This window comes from Bradyrhizobium sp. ISRA464, from assembly GCF_029910095.1.
Classification (GTDB): domain Bacteria; phylum Pseudomonadota; class Alphaproteobacteria; order Rhizobiales; family Xanthobacteraceae; genus Bradyrhizobium.
The window spans coordinates 5,942,285-5,955,014 of the sequence record NZ_CP094526.1 but is presented as its reverse complement, the minus strand read 5'-3'; the positions used below and the strand labels follow the sequence as shown (position 1 = coordinate 5,955,014).

The following is a 12,730-nucleotide window of genomic DNA, read 5'->3' as shown; positions in this document are numbered from 1 at the left end:
CTGCGTCGAAGGCGGCGATGGTTCGTGCGCAGAGCAATTCCATTGCAGCTTAATGGTCTGAAGCTGGAGCTGGGTGTGCGGATGGTGCGCGAACAGCCCCTTGAGTCACAAAGTGGACGCCCACTTCCGCCCCCTCGAGCCGAACCAGCTCGCAACGCCGGAACGCCAGCCCGGTCGAGGAAAGCAACAAGAAGAACTGTCGGGCTCGGAGCACGATGGCGAGCCTTCTATGCTGAGCCTTGCTCCCGTTTCGGAAATGTCGATGAGGATGCAGTCGCGCCGCCACGTGCCATCGACTGCCAAGAGAGTGGCTCGGCATTCATGATCAAAATGAACACGCTTAACCGTTCTTGCTCCGTTTCAGTCATGGCCATACCGCGTTTTATGACCCCATAAATGTTCTAGTCTAGGTGCGCGATCGACAAGGAAACCTGGCCGCGTCTCGTGGCGACCCCTTCTCGGGCCAATCGACGGTCGCCATTTATCGGTTGGCTACCAATTGGTGCCAGCATCCCCATCCATTGCAGGCAGGTCGCGATCAGCGGCAGCGAATCCGAAATTGTTTTGAACCCGACCAGCCCGGTTGGCGGTCTTTCCGAAGGAGAGGCCCATGCTCAAAGGCTTCGCAATTGCAGCCCTCGCGCTGCTTGGTGCATCGCAGGTCGATCAGTATCTTACCCATGGTCGGTACACCGACGCCACCATGGCGATGCTGCGACAAATCCGGCACTCGTTTGGGATTTGAATTTGCCGAAGGTTGCCGAGCTTAATCGGACTTCAAAACAACCGCGCCGCGTCGATCGAGGAGAGCGTTGATCGCGTCGTTCAGTTGCTCGATAAGGAATGGCTTCCGGAGGAGTGGCACCCCCGAGAATTGGGCGGGCAACACGGTCGCGCTGTATCCGCTCACGAACAGGAACGGCAGTCCTCGGCGAGCAATGGCCTCGGCCACCGGATTGATCTCCTGGCCGCCTACATTGACGTCGAGAATAGCCAAATCGAATGCGGAGGTCTGAGCAAGCGGTTCCGCATCGCGGACGCTGCCCGCCTCAGCGACGACCCGATGCCCAAGCTCCTCCACCATCTGGCAATCATCATTCGGATGAGGGCTTCGTCCTCAACCAAGAAGATCGATGCTTGGCCCAATGTCGTGGTCCAGGAGCTTACGGTGTTGGCAAAACACGCCGACGGAACGACCACAACTACGATCATAGCGCCCGTCCGCTTCGTGCCTCTGATCCGGGAGTAGCTTTGCGCGTCTCGGTGCGCCGCACAAACCGACTGTCCCAGCCTCGCGCCTCCTGACGATCAGGGCTATTCTCGGCGAACCGCATGAAGCTTTGGCCTCCGGTGGCAGCTCCCGGGTGCAAGAGATGAGCTGCACGGCTTTCGTTGGTGATCAAATGACGCATGGGGGCCAAAAGGGTTTCGGCATGACCAAGCACGGGCGATCGGGGCACGCGACCCGATCGCCGCGTTTCCGTTTTCTGCAGAAGCTCGAGGCCCAGAAGAACGATCGCAAGGACCGCTCTTGCATCAAGGACCCGAAACAGTCCGTCGAAGAGCTATTCCATCCCCAGAAGCCAACACGAACCTGACGAACTATCCCTGGATACGCTGCAAGTCGAGGTGGAGACAGTGAATGAGGCCGTAGCCCGGATCGAGGCAATCATCGGGCGCAGAGTCAAACGCGACATCAGCCAGATGACCGAGTGGGCAAAAGGCAATCTCGCCCGCGCCGCAGAGGTTATCATGAACACGCCCAACGCGCACGTTGGCATCGTCACCGGTTTCTATATCCGGCACGCGGAGCCGCCTTCTCCAGAAACGGATGGGCTTGTGGGGATGGCCCATCTGGCCGCGGGCCTCGCAAATGTGGGGATCCCGGTAACGGTCATTACCGATGCACCGTGCGCAAAGGCGGTGTGGGCCGTAGTCGATGCGCTGCCGGCGCCCGTGAATCTTGAGATCGTGTCGACGACGGAGAGTTCGGTTCTTCGCCTACGACAGTATCTCGAAACAGGCGATCGGCCGATCACTCACTTGATCGCAATTGAGCGGGCTTCTCCGGGTTCGGATGGAAAGCCTCATCGGGAGCACGGATGGGATATGTCGCGCGAAACGGCACCGCTCCATCTTCTCTTTAGCGACCCCGCCGCGAAGCGTCGCTGGCACACGATCGGTATCGGGGACGGCGGCAATGAAATCGGGATGGGATCCCTGCCCAAGGAAATCATCGAACGCGGAATTCCCAACGGCGAGGTGATCGCAGCAACGACCCCGGTTGATGCGCTCATCGTCGCCGGCGTATCGAACTGGGGAGCTTATGGGCTCCTTGCTGCAATGGCCTGCACCAAGCCGGCGTTGCGGGACGCTCTTCTACACTATTTCAATCGTGATATGGATCAGCTGTTCCTGTCGGCGGCGGTGGAGACCGGGCAGGCGGTTGATGACAGCCGGGCCGAGCATCCCGGGCGACCGCAGATGAGTGTCGACCGCATACCCTGGAAACAGCACGCGGCGCTTCTTGAAGAGATCTCCGCCGTCGTGGCGTCGCAGCCGAGTTGATCACCTAACGTAGCATCGTGGCGGCAGGATCGCTATCCTGGTCTGGAATGTCTTGACCTCAATGACCGCCTCCTTAGCCCAACCGAGCGCGGCCATTCCGTAACAGGCCCGGCATCGCGTGCCTGTGCCCGTCAGGCGCTTCAGCGCGAGGTCAGATGATGAAACAGACGATCGACGAATATGACAGCGGCACTGACGCAAGCCGGTGCTTGCGGTGGCTGAGACGAGCGCTCGGCGACGGCAGAAGCGGTCAGGCAGATGCCGAAGGCGCTGGATCTCCTGCCTCATCTGCCAGACCAGCGCCACAATTAGGTTCGGCGCTGCTCTGAGCGGTTTGAGCTTGAAGTGACCTTCACGCGACGGCTTCCTGGCCCAATTGATCAAGCAGGGTGAGAGCCAGGACTTCCGTGGCCTTGAACAGATCCGACAAAGGCAACCGCTCGTCGGCCGGCTCGATCTGAGCACCCAGAATAGTTCCTACGGTTGCACCGCGGCCGAGCCAACCTCGCAGACCTTGAAAACCGAGTTTCCTAAAGCCGCAAAAACAGCGCTGCTGATTGCTTGCGGCCCGTCGAACAGGTGGTAGAGGATGACCGCCTTTCAACGCCCCGTCTTCCTCGAGCGCACGATCGCGCCGATGTATGCGGTGCCCATGGACATCTCAAAGGAATATGCTGGATTGGGCAGCGTCCATATCATCATGGGCGTCGCGATTGCGGGCGTCACCTCACCGGTGGCTTCGGCTGGCTGATCGATCTCGCCGGAAACTAGAATGTTCCCCTTGCGACCGGTGTTGCTATTCTCGTGATTGATGCCGCGGTGGTCGGCGTGCTACGCGCCGACTTTCCTCTGGCTGTTTCGGAAGGACCGAAGTGACGCGCTCAGGCGCAAATCATGAATCTATCTTGCGACGCAAAAAATAGAGGAGACGTTCGATGGCTCATTGGATTCGCTTTGAGAACGGTGGGAAAACGGGATTCGGCACGATCGAAGGCGAAATGATTACGGTACACAGCGGTGACATGTTCGCAGCTGCGAAGCCGACTCGCGAGACGCTGAAGCTGTCCGATGTCCGGCTGTCGATCCCGTGCCAGCCTTCGAAGATGATCTGCTTGTGGAACAATTTCCATCAGCTCGCGGCGAAGAACGATTTCCAGCAGCCGAAAGAGCCGCTCTGGTTCCTGAAGGCTCCGAACGCTTATTGGCCCGCGGGCTGTCCAATCCAACGTCCGGCAACCTACGCTGGAAGGATCATCTACGAGGGCGAGCTTGGCGTCGTCATTGGCAAAAAATGTTTCAACATCAGCGAAGCTGAAGCCCGCGACTATATCTTTGGCTATACCTGCGTGAATGATGTCACCGCCGTCGATCTGCTGCGCAAGGATAAATCGTTCGAACAATGGGCGCGCGCGAAGAGTTTTGACACCTTTGGCGTATTCGGGCCGGTGATTGCGACCGATGTCGATCCGATGAAACTGTCGGTCAAAACGATCCTTAACGGCAAGGAGCGGCAGAACTACCCGGTCGCCGACATGTTCTTCCCACCCCATAAGCTTGTCGCCGCGATTTCCAAAGACGTGACGCTGATGCCCGGCGATATCATTGCCTGCGGCACTTCGCTTGGTGCCGGTACCATGGGTGATGCCCATAACGTCGTCGACATTGTCATCGATGGCGTTGGCAGCCTCAGCAGCGTTTTCGATCAGGTATTGCCAAGCCCGTACCTGTTAGGCGCCCCACCCAGACAGAAGAGGATTTGCGTGGTTGGCGCAGGCGCCATCGGTGGCCTGCTGGCGGCCAGGTTTGCTCTCGCAGGCGAGGACGTCACCGTGATCGACCAGGGTGCGCACCTCGCCGCGATTCAGAAGAACGGGTTGAAGCTGGAATGGCATGACGGCAAGGTTCACATCGCCAGAATGAAAGCCGCCAACAAGCCGGCCGAGGCCGGCAAGCAGGATATCGTCGTGCTGGCGGTGAAGGCGCACTTCCTCGATAAGGTGGTACGGGATATCGACTCACTGCTGGGTCCGGACACCGTGGTGCTGACCGTGCAGAACGGCCTGCCATGGTGGTACTTCCAAAGGCTCGGCGGCCAGTACGACAATCGCCGGCTGGAGAGCCTCGATCCCTCCGGCATCCTCACCAAGAATATCGATCCGAACCGCATCATCGGCTGCGTGGTTTATCCCGCGGCGGCAGCAACGGCGCCGGGCGTCATCCACCACGTCGAAGGCGACCGCTTCCCGATCGGCGAACTCGACGGCAAGGAGACTGAGCGCGTCAAGGAATTGCACGATGTCTTCATCAAGGCCGGACTGAAATCACTGGTATTAACGGATATCCGTTCGGAGATCTGGCTCAAGGCGTGGGGCAATCTCTCGTTCAACCCGATCTCGGCGCTAACCCATGCTACGCTGGTGGACATTTGCCAGTTCGCGGAGACGCGCGAACTCGCGGCGGCCATGATGAAGGAAGCCCAGGACATCGCGCAAAAGCTCGGCGTCACCTTCCGCGTCACCATCGACAAGCGCATCGCCGGTGCTGAAGCGGTCGGCGCGCACAAGACGTCGATGCTGCAGGATGTCGAAGCCGGCCGCTCCCTTGAAACCGAGGCTTTGATCGGTTCGATTCTCGAGATGGCGAAGCTCACGAAGACCCCCGCACCTGCGATCGAAGCCGTCTATGCACTCGTGAAACTGCTGAACAGGGTCATGCTGATCGAGGGCGGTGGCGTCAAGCTCGATAGGTCGGAAGTCAAAGCGGCTTGAGAACGATAACGCAAGGGGAGCGATCCTGTTGCGGCATCGAGTCGTCCGCTCATTTGCTTTTGAATCACGAACGATGCCCGAAGAATGCTCGACGAGCCTTCGATGGGGCTCGCGCCGTAGATCGTCGAAGAGATCTTCGAGATCGTGAAGGATCTCAACGTCAAGGAAGCTTCTCGCCGAGCAGAACACCAACATGGCGCTCAAATACGCCAGCCACGGATATATTCTCGAGAATGGACGCGTCGTGACGGATGGCGAGGCGCGCCGCAAATGAGGATGTGAAGGAATTATATCTTGGCGTTGCCGAGGACAAGCGGAAAATCATTCCGCGAAGTGAAGCAAGCGGCGCAAACGCTGGCCCGTTTAGATGATGACGTGATTGGGGTCGATCAAGAAGCCGGTGCCCAAGAAAGCGTGAGCCGCCCGTCCGATGTAAAGCTGATGCGCACTCCCAGTCTTTGACTGTCCCGATCGAGGGTTTGTTGCAGCCAGCTAACATCGGCGTGCGATGCGCGGATTAGCTGAAAGGTCTCCTGGCTGTGTTCGACGTAAAGGCTAACCGCATCTACAACGCCGTAGGCGCCGGCAAGCGCGTCCGCGACTGACCGCTCGTCGTGAATGTTGGTCCCTACGGATTGAAGTTGCGGATCATCACGACCAGACAATCTGTGCCCCTGATCTGGATGCCTTGACGCGACCCGAACGGGAAATCCGCGAGAGCGCAGATGCCGAACGATGCGGCGGCCGAGAAAGCCGGTTCCGCCGAACACGGGGACGGTGCGACCGTTCGTTGCCATCCTCCGATTTTCTCGGTGTTCAGAGAGACAGTAGCATAGCTCCAGCCGAAGCAGATGTCAGGATGGTGGCCTTTCTGTTTCAGCAAGCCCGCCAACTTTCCCGAGCAAAGTCGCTATTGATTCTTTGCTGGTGCGCCTGGAAGCACTGCTGCCACGCCTTCCGGATTGATATTGAAGGCCAGGAAAATCAGCGGCTCGGGGCCGGGGCTTCCCCATTGGTGCACGAGGCCGTACGGTTCGAAGATCAAGGAACCCGGTCCCCTTGCTTCTGTCTTGCCGCCGACCGTGTTGGCGCCGGTGCCGGACAGGATGATGTATAGAGCGGCCCCTGACCGATGGTGTGGCGGGTTGGAGGGCATCCCTGCCGGAAACGTGACTCGCGTGAGATTGAGATCGTAAGCGCCTGGCTTCAGGTCGGGGATCGGATTCACAGAGCGATATAATTCTCTCGCAGGGGCAGATGTCGTCTCGGCAGGCCGATCCAGGTCACCGGCGGGAGCAAGCAAGAAATGGAGGAAAGTAGATGGCCCGTTGGCGCCTCCCCTCAGCGCCGCGTTCTTTCCGCCGGCGATGAACAGCCCCTCTCCAGCGTTGAGCCTTTTAGCCCAGCCATCGAGAGCGACCTGGGTCGAACCTGACATCTGGTAGAGGATGCCATTGGCCGCCGAGATGCCGGTCATCTCGTCCGGTTGAAGGGTGACGCTCACCGCTTTGAAATAGAGCGGCACGTCGGTGACGGTTGGCAGTCTGGTTGCGGCGACCACTGTTCGTGTAATTGCCGGTGGAGCCGGGGTGGTTTGTGCGGTCCCGGAGGCGGGAAGCGCCAACGCGCCGAGCAGCAACAGCCCCGTTGTCCTGAACTGCATAATTGCCTCCCAGGGTCAGCGGAAAATCGAAGCACCATACGCCCTCCAGGCGCCTCTTGGAATGGCCGGCCGCTTCGATCTGCTATTGGACGGAAACCGGAAGCAAAGGCCGCGCGAAACTCAATTCATGACCGTCCGGATCAATGAGATGAAAGAAGCGTTCGCCCCATTCGGCATCGCGGGGCGCGGTCGATGGCTTGAGGCCCATCGCCAGGGCTTTTGCGTAGATTTCATCGACATCGGTAACATAGAAGATTACCCGGCCCCACCAGGACCAGCGCCGCTCGGCAGGCTGGGCGATGAGGTTGAGATAGCCTGTCCCCGTCCGAAAGCTGGTGAATGACGACTCTTCGCCGCCATGCAGGACCTCAAACCCGAGCGCGCGGTAGAATCGGACTGCCCGTGGCATTTCGTGGATGCCCAGTGTGACCGCGCTGATCCCCTCGATCATGGACAGAACTCTTCTGTTTTATTTCGCTGCGCCATTTGTAGTCGATACTTCTCCCTGCGAAAAGCAGGACCCCGGCTGAACGGCGAGCCAGTGTGAGGTGGCCGCGTCCGCTTTCGCGACTTTTGAGCCTGCCGCTTGTGGTAAGCTAGGTCGTGGATAAATCACCCCCAAGTGGCACCCCGCGAAAGGAGCAGAGCATGAAGGGCGATAAGAACGTTATCGAATACCTCAACAAAGCGCTGCGCCACGAGCTCACCGCGGTGAACCAGTACTGGCTGCACTACCGTCTGCTCGACAATTGGGGCTACAAGGCGCTCGCCAAGACATGGCGCAAGGAATCCATTGAAGAGATGCAGCACGCTGACAAGCTCATCGAACGCATCATCTTCCTCGATGGATTTCCCAATATGCAGACGCTGGAGTCGCTTCATATCGGGAAAACCGTGAAGGCGGTGCTCGATAGCGACTTAAAGGCCGAATTGTCAGCGCACTCCCTCTACGCTGAAGCCGCGACCTATTGCCATTTGGTCAAAGATTACGTGACACGAGGGCTGTTTGAGACACTGATGCACGATGAGGAAGAGCACATCGACTTTCTGGAAATTCAGATCGATCTCGTCACGAAGATCGGCCCCGAGCTCTATGCCCAACATCATATCGGAGAACTTGGTGAAGACTGAGGTGTTGAGGTCGAACCTGCGATTTTTTCTTCGCCCGACTGGGTCGCCAATGACCGCCTTTATGTCGTTTGGGCCCGATCTCATGGACGCTACGCACTTGATCTCACAAGTTGATCGCATTCTGGAGGGTGCGAAGCCAGCCGAGTTGCCTTTCGAGCGACCCACCAAATTTTATCTCAGGATTAATCTCCACATCGCCAAAACGGTGGTGATTGAGCTCTCACCGACAAGCCCCGCCCGCGCCGACGACGTGATCGAATGAGATTCTGCCTTTGGCCCCGAACCGAAGAGCGCGTAAGCCGTTGGCACGTCGGTTGTCAGGGGTGCACCGGACGAAGTCCCGCCTACCCCTGACCGGCGCTTGTGACCCAATTGAGACATTGGTCATTTCGGTCGTGACACCGGATCGACGCTTGCAGTGACCTAGCTGTCGTAAAGGACAGTGTGACTGTCACACCCAGTGGTGGGAGGGACGGGGTGTCGAGCGCACGCATCTATGCTGGCTTTCGCTGAGGGGCAGATACCGACCAACGTATGACCAGGCGGTGCCGGGCCATCAGTGGTTGTAGCTAATAGTCCCGCAGAGCGGCGTAACGCCCGCCGGCCTTTCTCTTTTGAGGATGCGATGACGTTCAGCATTCATGCGAGGAAGGAGGACGGGAAACCGTCGTTGCGAGCCATGTCAGTCCAATGCTGGCGGTTGCGAAAGCTCGCACTCTAGTTAGGGCCGGATGGCAGGTGCAGATCACCGACGAGTACCGCAAGATATTTCAGCCTAGCAGGTTCGAGGAGCTACTCAGATTTGACCGAAAGCCTCCGATCAGGTTTTGAGCTTCCGCGCTGCTTCGGCGTCGCGAGCCAATCGCTCCGCCTTTAACCGCTCGTAGTTTGCATGGAACGCCTTTTGAGTGCGTTCATACTCGGTCATCGCTACCTTGACGTCGGCCTCCTTGAAGGCTTTTCGTGCCTTACGCAAGGCCGCGGTGGGCACCTGACGTTCGTATGTGTAATCCCTCATTTCCTCCTCCTTTTGCGTTTGCTTACTACGCAATTTTTTGTCGGTGGGTCGAAAGTCGCATCGGAGTTTCCCGGGAGCTCGAGACCTAATTTGCCCTTTTGTGTTTACACTTAACTACTTCGGCGAGTGCAAATCGCCTTGAAGCCAGCGTCCAAGAGCCTTGGACTTCATAGGATCTTCATACGCGGCCAGGGCCGTAACTACGTGATTGCAGACAGCACATTCAAACGTATGCAAGTCGACGCCTGGGCGTGCTGGCTCGATGCTGGTAAGCATCATCTCGGCCTTGCACTTCGGACAGGCGGGGCGCCCAAATGCAACCGGCGGAATGGCGGACGACATGCGTTGAGATTGGGGCATATGATGCCTCCCCTCGAATAGGCGGGAGCGCAACACTCTCTGTCACCGGTGGATGCCCGTGATGCGGCGGCGATGGAGCTATATGGATCCCGATCGAACCAAATAGCCAGTTAATTCGTGTTCGGTTGCCGAATTAGTGTAACCGTCCGGTGAGGGCCGCGGGATAATCGCGTGGGGCGACGGTCCGATCAGCGACGGAAAGCCCTTCCGCATGTCGGTATAGCCGGTCGCGAGCCATACCCGCACGCCGGCCGGCAATGGGATCATCGTGACCGCCCTTCCGTCAGCGCCGCGACAACTGCCTTCAGCGTCGTCGCGTCAACCGCGCCCGTGATCCGCATCCGAGCCCCGGCCGCGAACTCAATCTCGATCGCGCCGCAGGTCCCGGAGGGCGAGGTCAACGGTTGCCGGTCTGGCGAAATGGAGACCGCCGCAAAACCGACCTCGTCAGCTTGCCGCTGCATCGGCCCAGGTTCGAAAGCGAGGACGCCTGTGCGTGCCTGCCGCCGCCAGGCCGTGACCAGATTGCGGTGGACATCATGTCGTCGAGCAACCTCGACAACACTGGCCCCAGGCGCCAGACTCTCCTCCACGATCCGAAGCTTCTCGGCAGTCGTCCACCGCCGTCGCCGCTCTGGACCGGACAGAACCGTAACCGTCGTCACGTTTGCTCATTTGTTTGCAAATCAATGAGCAAACCATCTCACGCTCGAACACAATCCGGGAAGACGGCCCTCGCCGGGGGCTTACGAATTAGTGGTTACAGAGCGACTCAAGGGTCAAAACAGGGCCAGCGCGCCATCCGCGGGGCGATCAGGACGCTAAATATTTCAGATTGGGACGGACCCATTCACCTGGGCTGGTCTTGGTCCTCAGCAATCGGCGATCCTATCTCCGAAAGCCAAGCCACCGACCGGTCGACATTTTGCCCACCCCCGGCGGGAGGTCCCAAACGGCCTCAGATGTGCGCGCACTGAGGCCGTTTTGCTTGTTCAATGACCCATCTGCGACATTGGGCAGCCCTCAAGAAAGTGCACGATCTCACTTGATCGGCGGAATGGTTCGCCCAGGCGGCGATGTCCTGAGCCTACGCGCTTATGTTCAACTGCCGCAGCACGTCAGCGATGAGTTGCTTCACGTCCTGATGGCCACCGTTGTTGAAGGTGATGCGCGTGCCTTGTCCGTCGGGCAGTGGTGTGGCGGTCACGATCCTATCCGTGTTGATGACGATGGGCTGATCGTCCGGTTGCGTGAACTGCACGAATGCCATGAAAGATCGATTCTGCTTGTTGGGCGCACGAGCCGCGCGCGGCGCCCCGAAACCTGCGACGCGCGGGCGTCAAGGTCAAGCCTGTGTACCGAAAACGTAAAGGCGAGGCGCTTCAAATGGCTTGCGGCGTTTGTACCCGCTCCACCCGATGCGCCGCCTCGCTTCCTGGTGAGGGCAGCACTCATCTACGCGGTTGCGGAATGACCGCTGTTGGCGTGCGCCGTGATAAGGCGGCGCTTTCCAGTGGGTGCAAGTCCCACCCGGCAAACGCTCCAGCCGGAAGCAACCGGAGCAGCTATGGAGGTGACGAAGTGGCTGAAGCCTTCGGATAGCGTGTCACGATATACGGTGTGGTCACTGCCTTCTTCGGAGTATTGTTCGGCGCGCCGACGCTGAGGCTCAAGGGGGATTATCTGGCCATCGTGACGCTGGGCTTCGGCGAGATCGTGCCGATCGTAGCGCGCAACACGCCCTCGATCACCAATGGCGCGCACGGCCTCAAGCACCGCATTCACAGCCTGGAGTTCAAGCGTCAGGTCGCACAAGAGTTTCTCGCCGGCGAGACCTTGCACGGTCTGCACCGAACGAGGTGACCCGTTTGAGTTATTGACCAGGGCGACCGGGCGGGTTCTCAATTCCATTCCACGCGAGGTGTCGAAGTCCCCCAAACCCAGACACCACGATGCCCCCCACGGCCCCAGTTCCTCCAAGGCTGGGGCCGTGCCCATTCTACATAGCGAGCAAGACTGGCCACGCGCCCGTGCCCCTGGAGAACGCCAGCATGCGCGCATTCCATGCCTGGCAGGCTACCGCGTCGGCTTCCAGCCGTGCTTCTCGCGCCGGAATCCGCTGGGAGAGAAGCCGCTAGGATTTGTTCATGGTGGCATCCCGGGAAACCACACCTTGATCATGCGAGCTGCAGAGCCTCGTGTGGAGACAACCTGGCGAAAGGCCGGTGAACTCCTCGATCTCTTCTCCAAGGAGGAGTGCACCAACTACTTCAAAAACTCAGGTTACGTTTCCGTATAAAAGCATCATGCTCTGGCGTCGGGATGAACCATCAGAGTTTCCTGGATCGAGGTCGCAAGCATTGTCCCGTCGCGATCGTGGACATGGGCGACCGACAAGCCGCGGCCGCCATTGGAGGAGGGACTTTCGGTTGCGACATGCATCCACGCATCCGGTGAGAATGCTCGGTGAAACCAGATGCAGTGGTTGAGGCTCGACAGATAGAGCGGCGTCCGTGACTGCAGATCGCGGAGATGGCCGCCGACGCTGGAGAAGTTGAGCCACCAATCCGAGAGATAGGCAAACACCGCGGCCTGGGCGCGCGAACCGGCGGCGAGTGGCTGCCGGCATCTGATCCAGAAGCGCAGGCAAGGTCCTGCGGTCGCGGCCGAGAGCTGATGTTCGATCTCGGGAATTCGAAAATCCATGCTGGGCTTGATCTGCGGGGAGTAGGGACCGAGCGGCCGCAACTGCGCCATCAGCGCGTCGGGGATCATGGTCAGATCGGGCAGGCTTTTGGGATCCTCCGGCGGCGCAAACGATACTGCGTGCCGCGGGCCCGGCTGTGGCGCGCAGAACGTGGCCTGCGCGCTGAGCATGGTTCGTCCGCCGTCCTGGCTGCCGACGACATGGCGGGAGGAGAATGCTTGCCGACCTGCAGGACCTCCGGGTCAAAGGTGATGCGCCGGCCGGGATCGGCGCCGCGCAGGAACAAGAGCTGCAGCATGGCGGCCGGGCGATCCTCGGGCGCGCTGAGCGTCGCGGCCATCATCGCCTGCCCGAGGATCTGGCCGCCATAAGAACGACCGTTGAGATTGCCGTCGCCGAAGCGGCTGCGATAGCGGAGCGGTGCGATGGTCTCGAGCGAGACCAGCGCCTCGGCTGCCTGGTTATCCCACGGATCGCACGCGGCCTCGTTGCTCTCCGCGACGCGCATGGCTTGC

The 12,730-nt window shown here is 59.6% G+C and carries 16 protein-coding genes and 3 pseudogenes; 9 read left to right on the top strand and 10 right to left on the bottom strand.

Annotated features, from left to right (window positions below):
• Positions 1-610 precede the first annotated feature (610 nt).
• A complete protein-coding gene (locus tag MTX19_RS27915) occupies positions 611-745 on the top strand; it encodes a hypothetical protein (RefSeq protein WP_280980257.1) in 135 nt (44 codons plus the stop codon).
• Between the two features lie 21 nt (positions 746-766).
• On the opposite strand, the pseudogene MTX19_RS27910 reads toward MTX19_RS27915, so the two are convergent.
• Positions 767-1,098, bottom strand: a pseudogene (locus MTX19_RS27910) (response regulator).
• 540 nt (positions 1,099-1,638) lie between these two features.
• Between MTX19_RS27910 and MTX19_RS27905 the strand changes: the two are divergent.
• The 5 genes and pseudogenes from MTX19_RS27905 to MTX19_RS27885 form a co-directional block, all read left to right on the top strand.
• On the top strand, positions 1,639-2,568 hold the full coding sequence (locus tag MTX19_RS27905; RefSeq protein WP_280980256.1) for a glutamate cyclase domain-containing protein: 930 nt from the start codon (positions 1,639-1,641) through the stop codon (positions 2,566-2,568).
• A 589-nt stretch (positions 2,569-3,157) separates the two neighbouring features.
• Entirely contained in the window at positions 3,158-3,319 is a 162-nt protein-coding gene (locus MTX19_RS27900; protein ID WP_280980255.1) for a hypothetical protein, read from the top strand.
• A gap of 184 nt (positions 3,320-3,503) precedes the next feature.
• Positions 3,504-4,247: pseudogene (locus tag MTX19_RS27895) on the top strand (fumarylacetoacetate hydrolase family protein); the annotation flags it as partial.
• Positions 4,248-4,322: 75 nt separating this feature from the next.
• On the top strand, positions 4,323-5,336 hold the full coding sequence (locus MTX19_RS27890) for a 2-dehydropantoate 2-reductase (protein WP_280986143.1): 1,014 nt from the start codon (positions 4,323-4,325) through the stop codon (positions 5,334-5,336).
• 84 nt (positions 5,337-5,420) lie between these two features.
• Positions 5,421-5,673 (top strand): annotated as a pseudogene (locus MTX19_RS27885) (ABC transporter ATP-binding protein); the annotation flags it as partial.
• Positions 5,674-5,725: 52 nt separating this feature from the next.
• On the opposite strand, the gene MTX19_RS27880 reads toward MTX19_RS27885, so the two are convergent.
• The 4 genes from MTX19_RS27880 to MTX19_RS27865 all read right to left on the bottom strand — a co-directional run bounded on the left by MTX19_RS27880 (position 5,726) and on the right by MTX19_RS27865 (position 7,450).
• Positions 5,726-6,061: a hypothetical protein gene (locus tag MTX19_RS27880; RefSeq protein WP_280984896.1), complete on the bottom strand. Its 336-nt coding sequence runs from the start codon at positions 6,059-6,061 to the stop codon at positions 5,726-5,728.
• Complete coding sequence (locus tag MTX19_RS27875) at positions 5,965-6,219, bottom strand: hypothetical protein (protein WP_280985008.1); 255 nt, start codon at positions 6,217-6,219, stop codon at positions 5,965-5,967. The genes MTX19_RS27880 and MTX19_RS27875 overlap by 97 nt, the downstream gene beginning before the upstream one ends.
• Positions 6,220-6,246: 27 nt before the next feature.
• Entirely contained in the window at positions 6,247-6,999 is a 753-nt protein-coding gene (locus MTX19_RS27870; RefSeq protein WP_280980254.1) for a cupin domain-containing protein, read from the bottom strand.
• A gap of 82 nt (positions 7,000-7,081) precedes the next feature.
• On the bottom strand, positions 7,082-7,450 hold the full coding sequence (locus MTX19_RS27865; RefSeq protein WP_280980253.1) for a VOC family protein: 369 nt from the start codon (positions 7,448-7,450) through the stop codon (positions 7,082-7,084).
• A gap of 197 nt (positions 7,451-7,647) precedes the next feature.
• Between MTX19_RS27865 and bfr the strand changes: the two genes are divergently transcribed.
• The gene (gene bfr, locus MTX19_RS27860) at positions 7,648-8,130 is read left to right on the top strand and encodes a bacterioferritin (protein WP_280980252.1); all 483 of its coding nucleotides are present in this window, start codon (positions 7,648-7,650) and stop codon (positions 8,128-8,130) included.
• A complete protein-coding gene (locus MTX19_RS27855) occupies positions 8,120-8,392 on the top strand; it encodes a hypothetical protein (protein WP_280980251.1) in 273 nt (90 codons plus the stop codon). Before bfr ends, MTX19_RS27855 begins: the two co-directional genes overlap by 11 nt.
• A 558-nt stretch (positions 8,393-8,950) precedes the next feature.
• On the opposite strand, the gene MTX19_RS27850 is transcribed toward MTX19_RS27855, so the two are convergent.
• The 3 genes from MTX19_RS27850 to MTX19_RS27840 form a co-directional block, all read right to left on the bottom strand.
• The gene (locus MTX19_RS27850) at positions 8,951-9,148 is read right to left on the bottom strand and encodes a hypothetical protein (protein WP_280980250.1); all 198 of its coding nucleotides are present in this window, start codon (positions 9,146-9,148) and stop codon (positions 8,951-8,953) included.
• 623 nt (positions 9,149-9,771) lie between these two features.
• On the bottom strand, positions 9,772-10,173 hold the full coding sequence (locus MTX19_RS27845) for a transposase (RefSeq protein WP_280980249.1): 402 nt from the start codon (positions 10,171-10,173) through the stop codon (positions 9,772-9,774).
• Between the two features lie 422 nt (positions 10,174-10,595).
• Entirely contained in the window at positions 10,596-10,778 is a 183-nt protein-coding gene (locus tag MTX19_RS27840) for a hypothetical protein (RefSeq protein WP_057855957.1), read from the bottom strand.
• A 350-nt stretch (positions 10,779-11,128) separates the two neighbouring features.
• Between MTX19_RS27840 and MTX19_RS27835 the strand changes: the two genes are divergently transcribed.
• Positions 11,129-11,371 (top strand): hypothetical protein, encoded by a 243-nt coding sequence (locus tag MTX19_RS27835; protein WP_280980248.1) that lies wholly within the window; start codon positions 11,129-11,131, stop codon positions 11,369-11,371.
• A 441-nt stretch (positions 11,372-11,812) separates the two neighbouring features.
• On the opposite strand, the gene MTX19_RS27830 is transcribed toward MTX19_RS27835, so the two are convergent.
• Together MTX19_RS27830 and MTX19_RS27825 are read right to left on the bottom strand one after the other, a co-directional pair.
• Positions 11,813-12,283 carry a hypothetical protein gene (locus MTX19_RS27830; RefSeq protein WP_348638209.1) on the bottom strand — a complete coding sequence of 157 codons (471 nt, stop codon included), beginning with the start codon at positions 12,281-12,283 and terminating at the stop codon, positions 11,813-11,815.
• 2 nt (positions 12,284-12,285) lie between these two features.
• A complete protein-coding gene (locus MTX19_RS27825; RefSeq protein ID WP_280980246.1) occupies positions 12,286-12,723 on the bottom strand; it encodes a hypothetical protein in 438 nt (145 codons plus the stop codon).
• Positions 12,724-12,730 lie beyond the last annotated feature (7 nt).